The 20,834-nt window shown below is 56.7% G+C and carries 13 protein-coding genes, 1 tRNA gene and 3 pseudogenes; 8 read left to right on the top strand and 9 right to left on the bottom strand.

All coding sequences use genetic code 11. From position 1 onward, the window contains the following. Position 1: 1 nt before the first annotated feature. Positions 2 to 952 carry a Gfo/Idh/MocA family protein gene (locus BD293_RS05210; RefSeq protein WP_246086221.1) on the bottom strand — a complete coding sequence of 317 codons (951 nt, stop codon included), beginning with the start codon at positions 950 to 952 and terminating at the stop codon, positions 2 to 4. Between the two features lie 126 nt (positions 953 to 1,078). On the opposite strand from BD293_RS05210, the gene argS reads away from it, so the two are divergent. The 5 genes from argS to BD293_RS05185 all read left to right on the top strand — a co-directional run bounded on the left by argS (position 1,079) and on the right by BD293_RS05185 (position 6,287). Further along, the gene (gene argS, locus BD293_RS05205; RefSeq protein WP_142080166.1) at positions 1,079 to 2,824 is read left to right on the top strand and encodes an arginine--tRNA ligase; all 1,746 of its coding nucleotides are present in this window, start codon (positions 1,079 to 1,081) and stop codon (positions 2,822 to 2,824) included. A gap of 177 nt (positions 2,825 to 3,001) precedes the next feature. Continuing rightward, a complete protein-coding gene (locus BD293_RS05200) occupies positions 3,002 to 4,183 on the top strand; it encodes an SPOR domain-containing protein (RefSeq protein WP_142080165.1) in 1,182 nt (393 codons plus the stop codon). Beyond that, positions 4,180 to 5,178: a beta-N-acetylhexosaminidase gene (gene nagZ, locus BD293_RS05195; RefSeq protein WP_142080164.1), complete on the top strand. Its 999-nt coding sequence runs from the start codon at positions 4,180 to 4,182 to the stop codon at positions 5,176 to 5,178. Before BD293_RS05200 ends, nagZ begins: the two co-directional genes overlap by 4 nt. Before the next feature lie 43 nt (positions 5,179 to 5,221). Further along, entirely contained in the window at positions 5,222 to 6,106 is an 885-nt protein-coding gene (locus BD293_RS05190; RefSeq protein WP_142080163.1) for a LysR family transcriptional regulator, read from the top strand. Between the two features lie 91 nt (positions 6,107 to 6,197). Then, a tRNA-Ser gene (locus tag BD293_RS05185) sits at positions 6,198 to 6,287 on the top strand. A 121-nt stretch (positions 6,288 to 6,408) separates the two neighbouring features. On the opposite strand, the gene BD293_RS05180 is transcribed toward BD293_RS05185, so the two are convergent. Next, positions 6,409 to 6,864, bottom strand: coding sequence for a hypothetical protein (locus BD293_RS05180; protein ID WP_142080162.1), 456 nt, complete (start codon positions 6,862 to 6,864; stop codon positions 6,409 to 6,411). A gap of 53 nt (positions 6,865 to 6,917) precedes the next feature. Next, positions 6,918 to 9,233: an EcoAI/FtnUII family type I restriction enzme subunit R gene (hsdR, locus tag BD293_RS05175; protein ID WP_142080161.1), complete on the bottom strand. Its 2,316-nt coding sequence runs from the start codon at positions 9,231 to 9,233 to the stop codon at positions 6,918 to 6,920. 335 nt (positions 9,234 to 9,568) lie between these two features. On the opposite strand from hsdR, the gene BD293_RS05170 reads away from it, so the two are divergent. After that, positions 9,569 to 10,663, top strand: coding sequence for an IS4 family transposase (locus BD293_RS05170; RefSeq protein WP_170207064.1), 1,095 nt, complete (start codon positions 9,569 to 9,571; stop codon positions 10,661 to 10,663). Positions 10,664 to 10,988: 325 nt separating this feature from the next. On the opposite strand, the gene BD293_RS05165 is transcribed toward BD293_RS05170, so the two are convergent. From BD293_RS05165 to BD293_RS05155, 3 genes are all read right to left on the bottom strand, one after another. Next, a complete protein-coding gene (locus tag BD293_RS05165) occupies positions 10,989 to 12,191 on the bottom strand; it encodes a restriction endonuclease subunit S (protein WP_142080159.1) in 1,203 nt (400 codons plus the stop codon). Next, the gene (locus BD293_RS05160; RefSeq protein ID WP_142080158.1) at positions 12,188 to 13,636 is read right to left on the bottom strand and encodes a class I SAM-dependent DNA methyltransferase; all 1,449 of its coding nucleotides are present in this window, start codon (positions 13,634 to 13,636) and stop codon (positions 12,188 to 12,190) included. Before BD293_RS05160 ends, BD293_RS05165 begins: the two co-directional genes overlap by 4 nt. Before the next feature lie 105 nt (positions 13,637 to 13,741). Further along, on the bottom strand, positions 13,742 to 14,995 hold the full coding sequence (locus BD293_RS05155; protein ID WP_142080157.1) for a trypsin-like peptidase domain-containing protein: 1,254 nt from the start codon (positions 14,993 to 14,995) through the stop codon (positions 13,742 to 13,744). Between the two features lie 361 nt (positions 14,996 to 15,356). On the opposite strand from BD293_RS05155, the pseudogene BD293_RS05150 reads away from it, so the two are divergent. Both BD293_RS05150 and BD293_RS05145 read left to right on the top strand, forming a co-directional pair. Next, positions 15,357 to 15,617, top strand: a pseudogene (locus BD293_RS05150) (transposase); the annotation flags it as partial. Positions 15,618 to 15,711: 94 nt separating this feature from the next. Further along, positions 15,712 to 16,740: an IS110 family RNA-guided transposase gene (locus BD293_RS05145; protein WP_142080156.1), complete on the top strand. Its 1,029-nt coding sequence runs from the start codon at positions 15,712 to 15,714 to the stop codon at positions 16,738 to 16,740. Between the two features lie 344 nt (positions 16,741 to 17,084). Here BD293_RS05145 and BD293_RS05140 read toward each other — a convergent pair. The 3 genes and pseudogenes from BD293_RS05140 to BD293_RS05130 form a co-directional block, all read right to left on the bottom strand. Beyond that, positions 17,085 to 18,344: pseudogene (locus BD293_RS05140) on the bottom strand (IS1634 family transposase); the annotation flags it as partial. A 74-nt stretch (positions 18,345 to 18,418) separates the two neighbouring features. Then, positions 18,419 to 20,107, bottom strand: coding sequence for an IS1634 family transposase (locus BD293_RS05135; protein ID WP_142080154.1), 1,689 nt, complete (start codon positions 20,105 to 20,107; stop codon positions 18,419 to 18,421). Positions 20,108 to 20,268: 161 nt separating this feature from the next. Then, a pseudogene (locus BD293_RS05130) lies at positions 20,269 to 20,700 on the bottom strand (IS1634 family transposase); the annotation flags it as partial. Positions 20,701 to 20,834 lie beyond the last annotated feature (134 nt).

The raw sequence follows: 20,834 nt of genomic DNA, 5'->3' as shown, positions 1-20,834 counted from the left end.
TTTAGCGCGCGCTCTCAAAGATGGCATCAATCATGGCCTGATTGCCCTGCGACATTTCCAGCGGGCAGGCAAAAGGCGTTCCATCGCGTGCGCTGTCGCCAAAGGCTTCGATCATCAGCGCGTATTGATTCACATTGTTGAACCGCTCGATGCTGGTCGCGCCGTCTGACCGCCACTCGACACTGGTGTCGCCATAAACCGGACCATTGAAGGGCGCGGACAAGTTGATCCAACCATCTTGTCCGTGAAACACCATTTCCTGACGGCGCGCCTGCATCATGCCGCAATAGAAAGACATGGTGAAATTGGGAAAATCAGCCCAGACGCGGGCGAAAATATCGACACCATTCTGCCAGCGAATATCGGCTTGCAGGCGTTCCGGCTCTGCCCCTGTGACCATACGGGCGATGATGCACGGATAGACACCCACATCGCGCAGCCCGCCCCCGCCCATCTCGGCGCTGTGGCGGATATTGCCAAGATCGCGGTTGGTATAGGTAAAGCAGCCCTCAATATGCTCCAGCTTGCCAATCGCGCCATCCGCCAGAAGGGTGCGTGCCAGCGCCCATTGCGGGTGGTGGGCCACCATAAAGGCCTCGGCGATCAGCTTGCCCGTCTTAGCGCGTGTTTCAATCAGCGCATCAATTTGCGCGGCCTGCAATGCGATGGGTTTCTCGCACAATACATGCTTGCCTGCTTGTGCGGCCTTGATCGACCATTCGACATGCAGATGGTTGGGCAGCGGAATGTAAACTGCATCCACCTGTGGATCGTCCAGCAAGCCCTGATAGCTGTCATGAACGCGCAGACCGGGCACAAGCGCCTGAAACGGGGCCGCGCGGGCCGCGTCGCGCGTGGCAATCGCCACCAGTTCCGCCCCACGTGCCAATTGTATTGCTGGCGCAAGTTCCGTCCTTGCGATTTTCGCAGCGCCTAAAATTCCCCACCGCATATTCTGGCCTCCCCTGTCCATGATAGCGATAACATACAGTGCATACCCTGCGCCGCAACCCCTGCGCCCCCATTGACGCGCAGGCAGACGCGGCGTAGGGCAAAGACAACAAAGAGGACGGACGCGATGAACCTGTTTTCCGATATTCGCACGCTTGTCATTACCTGCCTTGACGCAATGGTGAGCGATGAAGCACTGCCCGAAGGGCTTGATTTCGCCAATGTCGCGGTAGAGCCGCCGCGCGACGCTGCACATGGCGACATGGCGACAAATGCCGCGATGGTGCTGGCCAAACCCGCCGGGCTGAAACCGCGCGAGATTGCTGAAGCGCTTGCCGCCCGCCTGTTGGAAGACCCGCGCATTGCCGCCGCCGAAGTGGCTGGCCCCGGCTTTCTGAACCTGCGTCTGGCCCCGTCCGTCTGGCAGGGGATCATCGCCACTGCGCTGGCGCAGGGCACAGATTTCGGACGCTCGGATATGGGGCAGAACCTGCGGGTGAATGTCGAGTTTGTCTCGGCCAACCCGACGGGCCCCATGCATGTGGGCCACACACGCGGGGCCGTGGTGGGCGACGCGCTGTCAAACCTGTTTGCCTTTGCAGGGTATGACGTCACGCGCGAATATTACATCAATGACGGCGGTGCGCAGGTCGATGTTCTGGCGCGCTCGGCCTATGAGCGCTACCGCGAGGCGCATGGCCTGTCGCCCGAAATTGCCGAAGGTCTGTACCCCGGCGAATACCTGATCGAAGTCGGCGAAGCGCTGAAGGCAGAGTTTGGTACGCAGTTTCTGGACCAGCCAGAATCCGTCTGGCTGGAAACCGTGCGCAATTTCTCCACTGACCGCATGATGATCATGATCCGCGAGGATCTGGCCTCTCTCGGGGTGCGGATGGATGTCTATGCCTCTGAGAAAGCGCTGTATGGCACTGGCGAGATTGAAACCGCCATCAACCGGCTGGAGGCGCAAGGGCTGATCTATGAGGGCGTGCTAGAGCCCCCTAAAGGCAAGACCCCCGAAGATTGGGAACCGCGCGAGCAAACGCTGTTCCGCTCGACCGCGCATGGCGATGATGTGGACCGCCCGATCAAAAAGTCAGATGGGGCATGGACCTATTTCGCGCCCGATATTGCGTATCATTACAACAAGATATCGCGCGACTTTGACATACTGATCGACATTTTTGGTGCCGATCACGGCGGCTATGTCAAACGGATGAAGGCGGCCGTCTCGGCGTTGTCAAACGGGCGCGTGCCGTTGGATATCAAGCTGATCCAACTGGTGAAGCTGTATAAAAATGGCGAGCCGTTCAAAATGTCGAAACGCGCGGGCACCTTTGTGACGCTGCGCGATGTGGTTGAAATGGTGGGCGCGGATGTGACCCGCTTTGTCATGCTGACACGCAAGAATGATGCCACACTCGATTTCGACTTCGACAAGGTGCTGGAACAATCCAAGGATAATCCGGTGTTCTATGTCCAATATGCCCATGCGCGGGTGTGTTCCGTGCTGCGCAAAGCCGCAGAGGCAGGGGCGCAGACAACCGACGCGGCCCTTGCACAGGCTGACATAACGCGGCTTGACCATGACGCCGAGCTTGCAATGATGCGCAAACTGGCCGAATGGCCCCGCATTGTGGAACTGGCCGCCCGCACCCAAGAGCCACATCGCATCGCGGCCTATCTGTCTGAACTTGCAGCGGAATTCCACGGCTTGTGGAACAAGGGCAATGATGTGCCAAGCCTGCGTTTTGTGCAGGAGGACGATATGGCAACAACTTCTGCAAAACTTGCGCTTGCACGTGCCACAGGCGTTGCGATTTCTGCCGGTCTTGCTATCTTGGGTGTCACGCCGGTCGAGGAAATGCGCTAAAGACGCACCCTTTTGGTGACGATGTTTTACGGCTGCGCGCTGCGCGGCCTTATCTGAAGTTATAAGAAGCCGTGAAAACGCGGCACAAAAGATGGCAATGTCGAGCAGACAGCTTGCCAAGACGTCTAAAATCCGTGTCCGGGTGCCATATGGCGCCGGGGCGTGAGCGAGGTTGGCATGAAAGAGAGCAGGGAATTTTCAGCTTGGGGGGTGCGGGCACACCCACGTCAGACACCCCATGAAACAGGCGCACATGGGTTCGGCCCACCTGTCTATGGCGCATCTGCGCCGCAGCAGCACGGCTATGCAACCGCACCCTATGGTCAGGCCCCGCATTCCTCAGGGCCCTATTACGCGCCCCCTCCGGAATATGCGCCGCATTACGCCACCGACCCAAACCTGCGCGGTCCGGCGCAGCCGCAGTTTTATGGACAAAGCCCCCAATATGGCGGCCACGCAAAACATGCGCCCCGCCCCCGCAGCATCCAGACCCGATCCGCACTTCATGGCTTTGGCGCGGTCCTGTCGCTGGCGTTGATGATCGGGTCCGTGGCTTGGGTCTGGCAGTTGATGCAGCGCGATGTGGCCGGCGTGCCGGTTGTGCGCGCCCTTGATGGGCCGCTGCGCGTTGCACCCGACAACCCCGGCGGGCGGCAAACTGCGCATCAGGGTCTTTCCGTCAACGACCTGTCCGCCGCGCAGGATGCCACCCAAAGAAGTGAAATCCTGCTCGCCCCGCCCTCGTCCGACCTGTCACATGACGATGTCGTGCCTGCACAAGGCGCCCCCGACGCACCCAGCCTAAGCTTCGAGACTGACGAGACACAGCCCATCGCGGTGGCTTTGCAGCAAGCCTTGAATGAACCCGAAACAACTTCAGAGCCGCTTGGGTTCGTGTCGGAAACCCGTCGCGCGGTCGCAACCTCGCCGCGCCCGCCAAGTCGCAATGCGGATACAATCTCTGGTGCGCGGGCCACTGCAAGTTCGGCGCCTGCGGCCACGAACGCCAGCTATGGGTCAGATGATCTGGCCGCCTCGGTTGCGCAAACGGTTGCTGCGGGTATGGGCTCTGTGCGCGATATCGATGTGGACCCTTCCTCGCTTGGGCCGGGAACACGACTGGTGCAGCTTGGCGCCTATGATGACGCCGACAGTGCACGTGCTGCATGGGACCAGCTTGCGCGCCGGTTCTCGCCTTTGCTGGAAGAACGGGGCCGCGTGATCGAGGCGGCCCAAAGCGGTGGGTCGGTGTTCTACCGCCTGCGCGCCCATGGATTTAATGACGAACGCGATGCACGGCGTTTCTGCGCGGCGCTGGTCGATCAGCAGATCGACTGTATTCCGGTCCTCATTCGATGAGTCAGCCTCCGTCCCGCGCTGTCATTTTCGGCTGCGCGGGCCTGCGGCTGGACCGCGCCGAGCGCGCTTTTTTTGCGCAGGCGCAACCGTGGGGCGGCATTCTGTTTGCCCGCAACATCCAGACACCTGACCAACTGACAGCCCTGACCGCCGAGATACGCGACGCTGTGGGGCGTGACCTGCCCATTCTGATAGATCAGGAAGGCGGGCGCGTCCAACGTATGCGCCCGCCCCACTGGCGCGACTGGCCCCCCGCCCTGGAGCAATGCAGCACGGCTCGCGACCCTGTGCGCGCCATGTATCTGCGCGGCAGGCTAATCGCATCTGAACTGCGCGCCTGCGGGATAGATGTGAACTGCGCCCCTCTCGCCGATATCGCCACTGAGAACACGCACCCCATATTGCGCAACCGCTGCTACGGGACCGCGCTGGCCGAGGTTGTAGCCCATGCACGCGCCTTGGCGCAGGGTCTAATGGCGGGCGGGGTTTTGCCTGTGCTCAAGCATATTCCGGGCCATGGACGCGCGCAGGCTGACAGTCATCTGGACCTGCCGGTCATTTCCGAGGGGTACGCCGAACTGGCCCGCAGCGATTTTGCCGCCTTTCATGCGCTGGCCGATCTGCCCTTGGGGATGACAGCACATCTTCTGTTCTCTCAGATCGACCCCAACTCTCCGGCAACCTTGTCGCCCAAGATGATACGCCTGATCCGCGAGGATATCGGATTTCAGGGATTGCTGATGACTGATGACATTTCGATGCACGCCCTTGACGGAACGATTGCGCAGCGCGCCCAGCGGGCACTTGCGGCAGGCTGTGATCTTGTGCTGCATTGCAACGGTAATATGCGCGAGATGGCCGAACTGGCAGAGGTATGCCCCCTGCTGGAAGGCCCTGCCCTTGCACGCGCGCAATCGGCATTGCAGGCGCGCCAGCCCCCTGCCCCCTGCGACATCGCCACATTGGATGCAGAATATACAAAGCTGACGGCATGAGGCAATCTGGGCCTTGCCCGTCGAGCAACAGAAAGGAAATGTCATGGGGCTAGAGCCTTGGGACGAGTTGCGCACGGCTTTGCATGTGGCACGCGCCGGAACTGTCAGCGGTGCCGCAGCCAGTCTGCGCGTCCATCATGCTACAGTGATCCGCCATATTGATGCGCTGGAAGATCGCGTCAGCGTCAAATTGTTCCAGCGCCACGCCAAAGGCTATACCCCGACCGAAGCCGGACATGCGCTGTTCGAAACCGCCGCCGAAACCGAAAAGCAATTCGAACAACTGGCTGCGCGGCTGCAAGACATGCAAGAAGGCATATCCGGCCAAATGATCGTCACCACGATCCCGGAGATGAGCACTCTATTGTTGCCAGCAATCGCCGAAATGATGCGCCAGTATCCGACACTCAAACCCTGCCTGCGAACGGAAGCGCGCGTTCTGCGCCTTGAGTATGGAGAGGCGCATGTCGCCATTCGCGCCGGGGGCAAACCGCAAGAGCCAGACAATGTCGTGCAATCACTGGGGGAGCTGTCCGTGGCACTGTATGCCAGCGCAGAGTATGTTGAGCGCAAAGGCGTTGCGGCCACCGATGATGCGCTCATAAGCCATGATTTCATTGCCTCCAGCGACAAGGACAGCCGTGCCCCGTATGATCATTGGCTGACCAAGCATGGTGGGAATGTGGTGCTGAACAGCAATGATCATGCCACCCGCCTTGCAGCGATCAAGGCAGGCCTTGGCATGGGGTTTCTGGCCGTGGTTCAGGGGCAGGCAGAGGGGTTGCAACAGGTGATGCCTGCACGTGCAGATTGGGGCACGACATTGTGGCTTGTGACCCATGTTGATCTGCACCGCAGCCCAAAGGTACAAGCATGCGCAAGACTTTTGCGCGAATATGCCGCGACACTCACAGAGACGCAAACCTGACAGCCCGCGCTCCTGCGCGGCGGCAAACCGATCTGGTCACAGCCCAATTTTCCGCTTGCGGGGCAGAGATGACATCTTTAAACGGGGCGACGGAGATGTGGCCGAGTGGTCGAAGGCGCTCCCCTGCTAAGGGAGTAGGCCCGAAAGGGTCTCGTGGGTTCGAATCCCATCGTCTCCGCCACCCGCCATTGATTTCATTATAAAAAATCTGCCTCCAGGCATCATGCCCCACATAAGGCCCCACATCAAAAAAACGCTTGGGCGAAAGCACTTATGGCAAAGCCTGATGGCATCCAAAGCGTTCAGCGTTCTTCTGAAAGTCGAGTTTCGATCAAGGACCAGTTGTCGCGGAATTTATCCAATTGGGCGAAAGAAACAGCCGTATGAGTCGACTGTGGGTTTTTGGGGCGAATCCCGCCATGCTTGGCCAGCCATGCTGCATGATTTGCACAAACGATGCCTTGCAATGTGCCTTGATCAAGGATGAAAAAGCCGTCTTCACCACTGCGCTGTCCAATGCTGACAAACACGAAAATCAATGAAGCATCTAGCCCGGGTGCAGTCTCCGTAATTATCTGTCTATCGCCCTCGAACTCTATTGTCATAAAGCGCTTGGCGTCAAAGCTGACCGAACCCGTGCGCACAGATTTCACCTGCAACGCGATTGTGCGCCCATTGCGATAGGCTAAAAGGTCAATATCGGGCACATTGCCCGCAAATGCAGTTGCCACAAGGCCCCGTCGCCCAAGCTCGGCCACGACAAGGCTCTCGCCGATCTGCCCTGCAAGCTGGTTATTGAAGCTGCGTGGCGTCATGATGAATACAACTGCGCCTGCATCTTGTGAAACGCAGCCTTGATCTGAGGTAAGTCTCCCAACCGCGCCTTGGCCTCGCCAACGCTTCCAAACCTTGCAGTCAAGAATTGGCCTAGCTTGTCAGTCGCCAGCTCTTTCTCCCCGTGTGCTTCATATGCGTTGAGGATCGTGATCAGCAGCGCCTTTAGGTCTTCCTGAGCATCCGACTGTTTGCCTTGCCGGACTGCATCAGCACGGTCATGGCGGGTTTTGGGTTCTAAGGTAAAAAGCACATATGCAAGAACATCGAACAGATCGCTGTCGACGGCATCAACAAGGCCCCTGATATCTTCAAGGCGATCATCATCATAGCCGCGGTCTGCGAGTTGTTGCAGGAACTTTGCGCGACTATCAGGGTCACTCCAGACCTGACGCAACTGATCCTCATCGGCAATGAGCCCCGAAAGATCACCAAACAGCCTTTCCATAAACTCTTTTGCTGAAATCGGCTTGCCTTCCGGGCTCCAGTAGGTCGTGGTCGCGAGGTAGCGGATGGACCTGATCTTGCCATCGTCTAGCTTGATGCGGATCTTCTGCTTCGGCTCATCATCCTCGCCGCCACTGTCAGTATCATCATCAGGTGGTTCAGGCTTATCTGGCGGCTCACCCGGCCCTGTACGTGGCGGAACAGGATCAATCGGTTCGCCATCCCATTCGGGGTCGTTAAAGTTTTCATGCGCTTTCACGAAATCCCAGATCGTGAAGAAATCCTTCCCCTCGTATACCCGCGTGCCGCGTCCGATGATCTGCTTGAACTCGATCATTGAGCGGATCGGGCGCATCAACACAATGTTGCGCACGTTGAGGGCATCGACGCCGGTGGAAAGCTTTTGTGATGTGGTCAGGATCGTCGGGATGGTTTTTTCGTTATCCTGAAAGTCACGCAGATGCTGATCGCCAATGGAACCGTCATCTGCCGTCACACGCACGCAGTAGGCCGGATGCGTGCTGTCCTTCACCTGATTGATCAGATCACGCACCAGGGCGGCATGATCCTGTGTGGCGCAGAACACCAGTGTCTTGTGCCTCTGGTCAATCTGGCCCATGAACTCGCGGACGCGGCTCAATTCACGTTCATCAATGATGATGCGGGTGTTGAAATCAGATTCGGTGAAGCTCTCACCCTCTTCCACCTCACCCTCAATAAGCTTGTCAGTTCCATCAAAGACGTATTCATCAATCGTGCTGGCCATCTGGCGTACCTTGAACGGGGTCAGGAATCCATCTTCGATCCCGTCGCGCAGGGCATAGGTATAGACCGGCTCGCCGAAATAGGCGTAGGTGTCGGCGTTGTGCTTGCGCCTTGGCGTGGCGGTCAGGCCAAGCTGATAGGCGGGTTCGAAATACTCCAGCAGCCTGCGCCATTCGCTTTCATCCTTGGCCCCGCCGCGATGGCACTCATCGATGATGATGAAATCGAAGAAATCAGAAGGGTATTGCCGAAAGATTGGTTCACCTTCGCCGGTCATAAACGTCTGGAATATCGTGAAGAACAAGCTGGCATTCTTGGGCACCTTGCCGCCATTCTTGCGTATCGTGGCCGGATCAATGCGGGTAATAGCATCAGACGGAAAAGCACTGAACGAATTATAGGCCTGATCGGCCAGAATGTTGCGGTCTGCCAGAAACAGGATGCGCGGACGGCGCACAGGCTCGCCCGTCAGGTTCCACTTGGCCTGAAACAGCTTCCACGCGGTCTGAAACGCGATCGAGGTCTTGCCGGTGCCGGTGGCCAGTGTCAGAAGGATACGACGGTTGCCCTTGGCCACAGCTTCAAGCGCTGCGGTGATGGCGTTGTGCTGGTAATAGCGTGGCTCCCATTTGCCGCTATCAATCTCGAAGGGAACAGCGCCAAACCGTTCTCGCCATGCGTTCTGTTCGACAAAGCTCGCGTTCCACAGTGCCTCTGGTGTAGGGAAAGGCAGGGTCATCACGCCCTCGTTCCCTGTTACCATGTCGATCTGATACCAAGCCAGACCGTTCGTTGCATAGGCAAAGCGGGTGCCAAGGCGTTGGGCGTAGTCCTTAGCTTGCGCCACTCCTTCACGGTGTGACAGACCCGCGCGCTTGGCCTCGATCACGCCCAGCTTCTGGCCCTTGTGGATCAGCACATAATCAGCTGTCAGCCCCTTGCCCCGCGTGCCACCGGACTGGATACGACCGGGGCAGATTACCTCTCGCCGGACAGTCCCTGCGCCCCAGCCTGCCTGCGCCAGCGCGGGGTCGATGCGGTCTGCGCGGGTATCGGCTTCGGTTTCATTGGCAAGGGTCATATCATGGGCTTTCAATGGCTTTTTCAAATCGCGCAACGGTATTTATGCCATGGCGCATCAATGTCGCAAAATCATCAGGCGGGATGGGACGATCCTTGCGGTGGTCTGAAGTCAAGGTAATGAAATTGCATTGCCATATCAAGCAAAGCGCGTGCATCAAGCTGCCAGCATAAACTATCGCCAGACCTTGATAGTGCTCCCCAAGCCGTAGGCCCCGACACCGCTCTGTCGGTATTCATGCTACACGACACTGCGTGATGGTTTGACTTTTTATGCTGGCATCGACCGGCGAGATCGATTCTGAACGGGGACTCTTCCCTCGCAAGGAGTTGTCCATGACCAGCCTCTCTCTCGCCGATCTCTCGAAGCTTTTATCGCCCCATCTGCCGTTGGGCAAGTCGCGGCTGGACACCTTGTGTCTCGTCGTTCTGGGTATGATCAGTGCGCGCACGGTCAATCTGACACTGATCGCGACAGAATGGCCTGGTCGCGCCAAAGTTGCATCGACGTATCGACGCCTGCAGCGTTTTTTCCAAAAAGTATCACTGCCCAATGACTGGGCGGCAGGGATTGTCATTGCCCTGATTGGCAAGCCGCCATCCTGGTATCTTTGCCTTGATCGCACGAACTGGAAATTGGGGAAAACCGACATCAACGTTCTGGTCCTGGCTGTGGTGACTGCCAGATACCGGGTGCCGTTGATGTGGACGGTTCTTGACCATGCTGGCAACAGCAACACGGCTCAGCGGATCGCCTTGGTGAAGCGATACCTGAAGCAGTTCGACGTCTCTTGCGTCCGCATGCTTTTGGCTGATCGGGAGTTCATTGGCCAGGAATGGTTGGTATTTCTGGCGGATGCGAAGGTTCCTTTTGCCATCCGGCTCAAGGAAGATCAGATCGTGCGCACGCAGGATGGTCGTCTGCTTGCTCTCAAATGGCTTTTGCGCAGATGCAAAGGCGTGCGCGGCTTTACCGCAACGCTTCCCGGACGCGATGGCCACCGAGATCTGGAACTGCATTTTGGCGCGCGTCGGATCAAAGGGGGCCAGGAATTGCTCATCGTTGCTTCAGCGACGAAAGCAAGCGGGTCCCACATTCTGCGAAAATACAAAAAGCGGTGGAGCATAGAATGCTTGTTTGCGGATTGCAAAACGCGCGGCCTCAACCTGGAAGACACGCACCTGAGGTGCCCGAATAGGTTGCATCTCCTCTTCGGGATACTGGCTGTCTCGGTCGCATTGATCAACCGCGCCGCTGCTCAACTGCTTGGATTGAAACACCCCGCGCGCAAAAAGCATGGGCACTATGCCAAATCCTGGTTTCGCACCGGCTTCGACGTATTCCGAAAGGCGTTGGCATGCGGCAATCTGGCGGGCATCATCCCGACCCGAATACCGAAATTACGGCTCCAACGGCAGGGAGTCGTGTAGCATGGTCGGTATTTACCGCCATTGGACTTAGTCCTGTTTTCCAAACTTTTCATGGCAATACCGACAGCAATATCTGGGTCTTTTCCCATATCTGTCAGTTTCGTCTTTAACGCCAATATTTCCTTGCGAAGATTCGCTGCGGACTTCTTTTCAGTGTCCGACAGTGTTTTGCCCATTGCAGCCTTATCGAGTAAATTTCGCAGCTTTTTCCGAGCTTGAAGGATGTTTTGTGCAATCTTCATCCAAAGCGGCGTTGAAAACTCATCTTGCTGCGCCCTGCGCCGCGCTTTACTTCGCCCTTTCTTTTGGCTCTTGCGCGGCATGATCAGGTCAATTTCCCCGCAAAGGCTTTCTGCAAGAGTGATTGGCGCAGGTCGTCGAGGTCTTGGAGTTTTGCTTGGTAGCTGACCGCCAAACGGCGAGCCTCAGAATGGATGCCTCTAAAACGATTGGCTATTGCGCTTTGAAGTTCAGGAGGAACATCTGGAACAAGCATTGTCCTAAGTAGCTTCAGCGAAACTGTTCTTTGCGCTGTCCCTGTAGCGCCCGCATCGGCCTGTTCAAAAACGAATGGCGATGCCAACACAAAGTACAACCATTCTGGTGACACATCTCGCTTAGGACGTATCAAGCCTATGTGGCGCTGGAAACAAAAGCGCTGATCGGGCTGAACCATCACTGGTATTCCGAAAGAACCCGTCACTGTATAGAGCACATCACCTACCTTAGGTTTTCGCTTATCCTTAAGCTCCTGATAGTAACTTTCCGGGACCTTGAATGTGTCGGAGAAGTCTATGGCATGCGTTTCCTTGTTGATATTCTTTATTGTGACGAAGGGCACGCCCTCTTGGGCTTTCGGCGGGGGCATATGATCGCCGTCTGTTATTTCTTCTGAAAGTCCTGCAAGTGGAATAGTACCATATTGCTCTGCATGTGTCTTGCAAACGCTCACAAGTTCAGAACCAAACAATTCCCGCGCATTTTGAAGGTTGGCTTCAGTGTGGGCGCGGGCGCGGCCCAGACCTTCGAACGCCTCGTCCAGAACCGCAACAATCCGCCGCTGTTCTTCGAGGGGTGGGAGGGGGATTTCGACCCCCTTAACTAAGCCAATGTTCAAGTTTCGAACTGTCGACCCAGCAGCAAGGCTATCGAACTGATCAAATACTGTGCGCGACCCAAGCACATGATAGAGGAAATCCTGATCCACTCTATTGTAATCGGGTTCCAACACAAGCCAGCCATCGTGAATGCAACCGCTTGCCCTAAGGATATAGGGCCGCCCGAAACTCATGGAATTGGACAAGAGGAATGAACCAGAATCGACAAACCGCGACCTCGAAACTCCTGCCGGAGTAATCTTCTCGGCAGTGCTGTCGATGTATCTACCGCCTTTCTGGGTATCACCAATCTTGATCCAGTTAATTCCGTCTGGATCGTTGGTGATGAAGTTTTTGATAGGTCGAGGCGAACCACCTCGCGCAATTGAGCAAAGATCACGAAGCGCGACTGTCGGCCAATCCCTGCTCACAGCATCCTCCGAATATTCTCCAGAACGCTTGCCGTCTCCGCATCCCGCGCCAGCATGTCGTCGATGATCGCCTCGGGGCTGCGCAGGGCCTCGGCCTCGGGCGCATTGGGGTTCTTCACCGACAGATCGCAGGTCGCATCGTCCAGATCGGCGCGGTTGACGATCCAGCTTTTCAGTCCTTGCGCCCGGCTGCGCTGCAGGTCCACAAACTCCGCAAGATCATCATCATTGAGCGGATTGGTCTTGCCCATGCTACGCCCTGGATCAAGCTGGTAATACCAGATGTCCCGCGTCGCCGTCCCCTTGGTGAAGAACAGCACTACGGTTTTCACCCCCGCGCCCTGAAACGTGCCTTGCGGGCAATCAAGGATCGTGTGCAATTCCGCCGCCTCCATCAATTCGCGGCGCAGGGCCACGCTGGCATTGTCGGTGTTGCTGAGAAACGTGTTCTTGATCACCACAGCCGCACGCCCGCCCGCGCGCAACTTGCGAATGAAATGTTGCAGGAACAGGTAAGCCGTCTCGCCGGTGCGGATGGGGAAGTTCTGCTGCACCTCGCGCCGCTCGCCTCCGCCGAAGGGGGGATTGGCAAGAATGATGTCGTGACGGTCTTTTTCCTGAATATCCATCACGTTTTCATTGAGCGTGTTGGAATGGATCAGGTTCGGCGTCTCGATCCCGTGCAGGATCATGTTCATGATGCCGATGATATAGGCCAGCCCCTTCTTCTCCTGCCCGAAGAAGGTTCGTGTCTGCAGGGTCTGCCAATCGGTTGCGCTGCTGGCGCGCGGGCGCATGTAGTCATAAGCCTCGCACAGGAAGCCCGCAGACCCCACGGCGCCGTCATAGATGCTCTCGCCGATCTGCGGGTCGATAACCTTGATCATTGCACGGATCAACGGGCGAGGCGTGTAGTATTCGCCCCCGTTGCGGCCCGCATTGCCCATGCGCCGGATGCGGGACTCATAAAGCTGGGACAGTTCATGGCGCTGGTCTTGGGTGTTGAAGGCCAGTTCATCAATGGTTTCCAGCACATCGCGCAGGATATAGCCCGAGCGGAATTTGTTGCGCAGTTCGTTGAAGACCTCGCCAATCTTGTATTCGATCGTGCGCGGGCTGGTCGCGGTTTCGCGGAAGCTGGCAAGATAGGGAAAAAGGTTGTCATTGACGAAGCGGATCAGGTCATCACCGATCAGCGCGCGATTATGATCAAACTTACCATCGGTCTTGGGCGCGGCCCATTGATCCCATGTGTAGCGGCCCGTGATGATGGGGGTGTAGTCCTTGCCATCAAGTTCAGCGCGGTCGCGGCGCTCGGATTCCAGATCATGCAGGTACTTGAGGAACAAGACCCATGATGTTTGCTCAACATAGTCCAGCTCATTTGCCACGCCCTCTTCGTTGCGAAGCTCTCGCTCGATCTTATTGAATGCGCCGTCATACATGCTGATGTCCCGGAAATTTGCTTTTCTTGCAATTGATCAGCTTGAGGTACGCGGCGCAAGCTGGAATGGGCAACAGCACAGAAGGGAAAGCCTTTTGGCTTGCGATCACTTCAGACCAAACTCGACCCCCGGCATGCGCTCGACGCGGCCCACTCGATCTTTCAACCAGCAATCCTTTGTGTCGCGCACATAGGCAAAGGCTTTGCACTGCCAATCCAGTGCACAGTCTGCGATGCAGCCGATGAAATTGCTTTGCCGGATGCGCTTGTAGTCTCCGCCAGGCGAATCCATGTCTGCAGAAATGATGAATCCCGTGTCGGTCATGCCCACCGCGAGAACGCGGTCATAGCCGCTGATCGCATCAGCATTCGTCACGAGTATGGCGCCATCCTCCTTAAGAAAACATGCATTGTGGCGGGTGTTAAATGTGAAGGCGCGGCCCCGGCGGTCATTTTCACAGACCCCACGGCAGGCCGACAAGGTGATATCGCGCAAGAATCGGTAATCAAAGCCGATTACGTCCCGCCCCCTCGAGATAACGAGATCACCAGCCCCTTGCGCTGCGCTCCCAGGAGCAGGCGGTCGCTCAGATCCGAAGCACTTGATCTGGACAGTCGCAGTTGCCGCACGCTCAATAACGTCTGGGAGACTATCTTGATCGGAAATCTGATTTGTGACTTCATAGCCTATCGCGCGGCGGTCTAGGAAGTCTTGCGCAATAGCTCCTGAAATCGCGAAATTCACGTTCTGAGCACTGCGATTCAAGATGCCAACAGCAACACCGGCAACGTGGCCGCTATCATCAATGACTGGCCCACCAGAGTTGCCGGGTTGGATTGGTACTGAAATCTGGATCAGCCCATCATCGAGTTCAAAAGCGTTCAAGGCACTCACAGAGCCACTGGTGACGCGCACTGAGGCAGACAGAACATCAGACAATGGATAGCCTAGCGCATGGAGATTTTCCGCTAGACGCGGCGCTCTGGCACGAAATGGCAGCACTTGCCCACGAAATGGCTGCTCCAGCCTGACGACAGCGAGGTCACTGTCAGGATCGCGCAGCACATCTTGCGCCTTGCCGAACCCCACAACCTCAATCCGTGTGCAATCTTCGACAACGTGGTCGTTGGTCATCACCCAGAAGCTGTTGATGAAGAAGCCCGAACCAGAACTGTCGGCGAACACCGCACTAACTTGGAACATGGACGCGATGGCTGCGCAGAAAGCTAGCTTCAGGCCGAAAAACCTTGTGGCCATGGGGTCCCCGTTTGAAAATATGAATACAGGGTATCGGCAATTTCGCTTGGGCGTCAATGCAGAGTGAAGAGTCCGCCGATAAATGATCCCGCGCGATGCCATTTTTCTTTGGAAACACTGGTGACCAAGAGAAGAGCTATGTTCTGCGTCGGGTTCTGAGCGTTTTGAATTCTTGATTGTTTTTCAAAAGGCAGTCTCGGTTGCTTCGGGCGTTGCCACTCATCATCCTGCTGTTAAGGATTCAGATACAACATTTCTTTACATGCAGCCACATCAGCGAAGCGAACAAGATTTGCAAATGCGGGAAGGGCGGGCTCTTCGGGCCCGTCTGCTGTAATCAGCCTGATGTTCCCTGCAAATGCTAAGAAATGTTAAGGTCTGAGAGCTCATAGAGGCGTTCAAAAGGTATTATATGATATGCCTTGCGGCGCTGAAGCACGCTACTTGACGTCAAACAATCCGCCCCTCACTGGCCGTGGTGGATCGTGGCTATCGCAGCCATGGTGTGACGCGAACCCGCGTATTGATCAGTGGCATGCGCAAAGGCATCACGCCCATGCTGGCAAAACTGTTGCGAAGGCGCAGCGCCATCGAAGCCGAGATCGGGCACATGAAAACTGACGGCCGACTGACGCGATGCCCCCTCAAGGGCACGGCAGGCGATGCGATCTTTGCCCTCCTATGCGCCTGCGGCCACAACATCCGCAAGATACTGGCCCATCTCACCCAAGATGGTATGGTTGCCGCCCTTCCCCGAGAGGCATCAAAGTGCCAACATGAGTGGTGTATAGGCCACAGAAATAGAGAAGGACGGCGAGATGTACGATACAATGATCGGGGTAGATTTGGCAAAGCGAGTTTTTCATCTGCACGTCGCGTCGATGACAGGGCATGTGAGAGATCGCAAGAAGCTGACGCCATTGCAGTTTCGGCGCTACATGACGGACGCGCCGAATTGCGTTGTGGTCTTTGAAGCCTGTGGGAGCGCGCATTACTGGGCGCGGCAAATGATGGAGCTGGGTCACGAGGCGCGGATCATCCCGGCGCAGTACGTAAAGCCGTTTGTAAAACGCCATAAAAATGACCGGAATGACGCAGAGGCGATCGTGGTGGCGGCGCAGCGTCCCGAGATGCACTTCACGACGGTGAAGAGTGAACAGCAGCAGGCACGCGCGGTCGTATTTCGGGCGCGCGAACGACTTGTAAATCAGCGCACTGAGCTGGTGAACGCTTTGCGCTCAACGCTCTATGAATACGGGCACACATTCCCTGTGGGATTTGGCCATGTGAAACGGATCGCCGAACTGTTGGAGGCGCCTGAGTGCGACCTTCCTGCTCTTGTCGTAACGGAGTGCCAGGACCTGCTGGCGCAAATTGCTGAGAAAACAGACCGTATCACAGCGAAGGACAAGCTGATCAAGCAACTCGCAAAAGAAAGCGCTGTGGCGCGGCGCCTGCAAACGATGCCGGGTGTGGGGCCGATGACTGCATTGGCGGTTGAGGCTTTCGCACCGGATATGGAGCAATTCTCCTGCGGACGGGATTTCGCGGCCTGGCTGGGGTTGGTGCCGTTGCAAAAATCGACCGGTGGCAAGAGCCGTTTGGGTAAGCTGTCCAAGATGGGCCAGGTCGATATCCGACGTTTGCTGATCATCGGGGCGATGTCGCGGATCATCGGGCGGGCGCGTCATACGATTCCAGATGACAGCTGGCTTGGCAGGAAAGTGGCCATGAAGCCGAAGATGCTGGTTGGCATTTCGCTGGCGAACAAGATGGCGCGCCAGATCTGGGCGATGCTGACGAAGAATGAGGATTACAGAGATCCGGCGCTGGTGGGCGCGGCATGACAGCCATGTCGTAACCTGCAAGCGTCGGTGCCAAGGGGAGTGTGAGAGTGCTATGACCTGAATGGGCGCAACGATCGAATAGATCTGGATTGGGAAAACCATAGTTGAACTTTGCGCCAAAAGCGCTTCCCCAAGATTTGGACCCTATCCGCTGATCACCATACCGGCCGCGGCTTCCGGAAACGCCGCTCAGAACAGGCCTGAAAGAAGCACGCAATCGATCACACGCACTGAAACGGTCAAAAGACTCTTGCATCACGGGCGGCAACCAAAGAAGTTTAACACTTAGATAGGTTAAGCTATTGATTTCCTTGAAGTGGGCCTTCAAGAAATGACACAACAAGTCAGGCGGGCTGTTTTGGCAGCTCTATTTTCAGGGCCTTGAACAAATCGAGTTGTTCCGGGTCCGGGCGGGTTATTCCATGATAGGCATTGGCGCCGACATGAACGGTGTGTTTCTGGATCCTGCTGAGAGACTTCAGCAGCTTTGACGGGGATGCCGGGCTTTCAGCCGCCTTCAGGCGCATCCGCAGGATGCGGTAGAGAACAAGGGCCAGAAAGCAGATGAGTGCATGTGCGCGGATGCGATCTGGCAAGCGATGATAGACTGGCGCGATCTCGATTTCAGATTTCAGTATCCTGAACCCGCGTTCAATATCAGCGAGTGAACGATAGCGTTGCACCACCTCTTCCGGGGTCATTTCCGACAAGCTGGTGACCAACGAAAGCTTGCCGTCCAGCCGCGCAGCCTGTGCGATGGCCCCGTCGTCAATGGCATAAGTAAAGCTGTCGCTGCCCAGATCAGGTTTGATGAACCGTGTCATCTGCTTTTCCAGCAAGGCCTTGTGGAACCGCTGATAAGCCCCTCGGTCGGAGCTGCGCCGTCCGCGGCTGCTCTCCCCAGCATCTTGCGCGTCCAGCTTCTTTGCCAAAGCTTCCCCCAAAGCGTCCAGCTCTGAGATAATGTCCTGCCGCGTGGCGGACTGCTCGGCAGCGCGCGCCGGATTATGCGCGATCACAAGGCGACGCCCCTCCCATAGGGTCTCGGTGATGACATCCTGATCTGCCGGCGCGCCAGTGCCCTCCAACGCGGGCTGTATGTCTCGAATAATATCTGTGAAGGCTGCATATCTGCGCGCAGGAACTGCCAGGATATAATCGACCTCCACACCTTGCGCGCGGCCCAAGTCTTCGAGTGTCGAAATATTGTCCAAACTCAGAAGCCCGCGATCTGCCACCACGACAATGCGTTTGAAGGTAAAGCGTTTTTGCAGGCGCTGCAGGATGGGAGCCAACGTCTTGGTTTCCGCCACGTTGCCCTCAAAAACCTCATGTGCGATGGGCAGCCCTTCTGCCGTCTGGATCACACCCAAGGCGAACTGGCGGCCTATACCTTTGATGTCCTTGCTTTGCCCATAGGCCCGCAAGTCGTTATCAACCTGTGCAGTCCCATGGATCTGAACCGAGGTGACGTCATAAAATACAACGCTCAGATCCTGATCCAGCAATGGTCGCAGCTGATTGGCGACCGCCTGCTCAACGGCATCCTTATTTTCTTCCAGTGCATCCATGACCCGCATCAGCTGCATGTGATGCACAGTATCACCCAACTTTAACACTTCAGGGTGTTAAGTGATTGATTTTCTTGAAACGGGGTCTCAAGAAATGACACAACAGATCAGGCTGGCTGCTTTGGCAGCTCTATGTTCAGCGTCCGGAACAGGTCCAACTGTTCAGGCTCAGGGCGGGTTATTCCGTGATATGCATTCGCACCCACATGGACAGTATGCTTCTGAATCCTGCCCAGTGATTTCAGCAGCCGTGATGGCGACACAGGGCTTTGCGCGGCCCTCAGGCGCATTCGGAGAATGCGGTAGAGAACAAGGGCGAGGAAGCATACAAGGGCGTGGGCGCGGATGCGATCAGGTAGGCGGTGATAGACCGGTGCGATCTCGATTTCGGATTTAAGCACACGAAACCCCCGCTCAATATCAGCGAGTGAACGATAGCGATGGACGACCTCTTCGGGTGTCATATCCGACAGGCTGGTGACCAGAAGGAGCTTTCCATCCAACCGTTCCGCCTGTTCAAGAGCCTCTTCGTCCACGGAATAGGTGAAACTGGGGCTGCCAAGATCGGTCTTGATGAACCGGGTCATCTGTTTTTCCAGCAACGCCTTGTGGAAGCGCTGATAGGCGCCGCGGTCGGAACTGCGACGCCCCCGGCCATTCTCACCCGCGTCTTGCGCGTCAAGCTTCCTGGCCAGGCCTTCACCAAGAGCATCAAGCTCAGCGATGATGCTCTGCCGCGCTGCTGTCTGTTCTGCTGCGCGGGCGGCATTATGCGCGATCACCAGGCGACGCTCTTCCCAGAGGGTTTCGGTGATGACATCCTGATCAACCGGGCCATCAGCGCTGTCCAATGCAGGCTGCACCTCGCGCAGGATTTCTGCAAAGGCCGAATATCTGCGGGCTGGGACCGCCAGAATGTAATCCACGCACACGCCTTGTGCGCGGCCCAGTTCTTCCAGGGCGGCAACATTGTCGAGGCTCAGCAGCCCCCGATCTGCCACGATAACAATCCGCCTCAACGCAAAGCGCTTTTGCAGCCGTTGCAGGATCGGGACCAGCGTTCTGGTCTCGGCCACATTGCCCTCGAAGACCTCATGCGCAATCGGCAGGCCTTCGGCAGTCTGGATAACGCCCAAGGCAAACTGACGGCCGATCCCATGGATATCCTTGCTTTGCCCATAGGCGCGCAGGTCATCCTCCAGCTGCGCAGTCCCATGGATGCGAACAGAAGTCACATCATAGAAGACGACGCTCAGGTCCTTATCCAGCAAGGGATGCAGCTGGTTCGCGACCGCCTGCTCCACCGCGTCCTTGTTCTCTTCGAGCGCATCCATGGCGCGCATCAGCTGCATGTGATGAACAGCTTCAGGATCAATGCCGGGCATGCTTGTCTCTGCGCGGAGCCATTCGACAACGCCGATCTTGCTGGTGGGGTCGATCAACCGGTTGAAAACCATCGCCCGCACCAGAGCTTCTGCATCGAACTGACGGCGGGAGGATCGCAGGGCGCGGCGCAATGCATCCGACAACCCCAGCTCATGCCAGAGCTGATGGAGCACCCAGACATCCCCAAATGCCTTGGAGCTGTCGAATTTCGGGGGCTCGGGCAGCATTTCTGGTCGGCCTGCCGCGCGCTGAAGGCCATGGATCAGAGCTGACAGGTCTTTCTCACCCATCTTGTCCAGCCGGCCCAGATTGGCGATGACCTTTTGCTTCACACGCCCCGCATCGTCGCGGTAGCCCTCGACGATTTGCAGGTAGCTGCGGTTGCCTGACTTTGAGACACGCACGTACATGACACGACGATAGCGCGTTTATGATCATAAATCAATAATCTAACTCATGACAGCGTGACACAACAAGGTTTCGCCGAAATTCGGCCGCTAATCCACGGAATTTCAATGCCTTAGCCCTCAAAATCGGCCAGAATCCGGGCCCAAAGTGTTAAAGTTGGGGTATCAGGATCAATTCCGGGCATGCTGGTCTCGTGGCGCAGCCATTCGACAACACCAAGCTTGCTGGTAGGTTCAGTCAGCCGGTTAAACACCATTGCCCGCACCAGCGCCTCTGCATCAAACTGGCGGCGCGATGATCGTAGCGCCCGCCGTACAGCATCTGCCAATCCCAGCTCATGCCAGAGTTGGTGCAGTAACCACACATCCCCAAAAGCTTTTGCAGCATCGAATTTTGGAGCCTGTGGCAATGCCTCGGGCAAACCAACAGCCCGCTGTAGGCCATGGATCAAGGCTGAAACATCCTTCTCGCCCAACTGATCCAGCCTGCCCAGATTGGCGACCACGCGTTGTTTCACGCGTCCAGAGTCGTCACGATAGCCTTCGACTATCTGGAGGTAGCTCCGATTCCCTGATTTTGAGACACGCAGATACATGTGACGACGATATCAACGCTACATTATACTTTCAAATAGTAAATTATAAAGGCGTGACACAACAGCCTTGGAGGTCATTTCGGCCTGTCATGCCAATCTTTTCAATGCGTTATACCCAATATTAGCCACCAAAT

The sequence above is a fragment of the Roseinatronobacter monicus genome (assembly GCF_006716865.1).
GTDB lineage: Bacteria > Pseudomonadota > Alphaproteobacteria > Rhodobacterales > Rhodobacteraceae > Roseinatronobacter > Roseinatronobacter monicus.
Note: the sequence above shows the minus strand (reverse complement) of the source record. Positions and strands in the feature narration are given on the sequence as shown.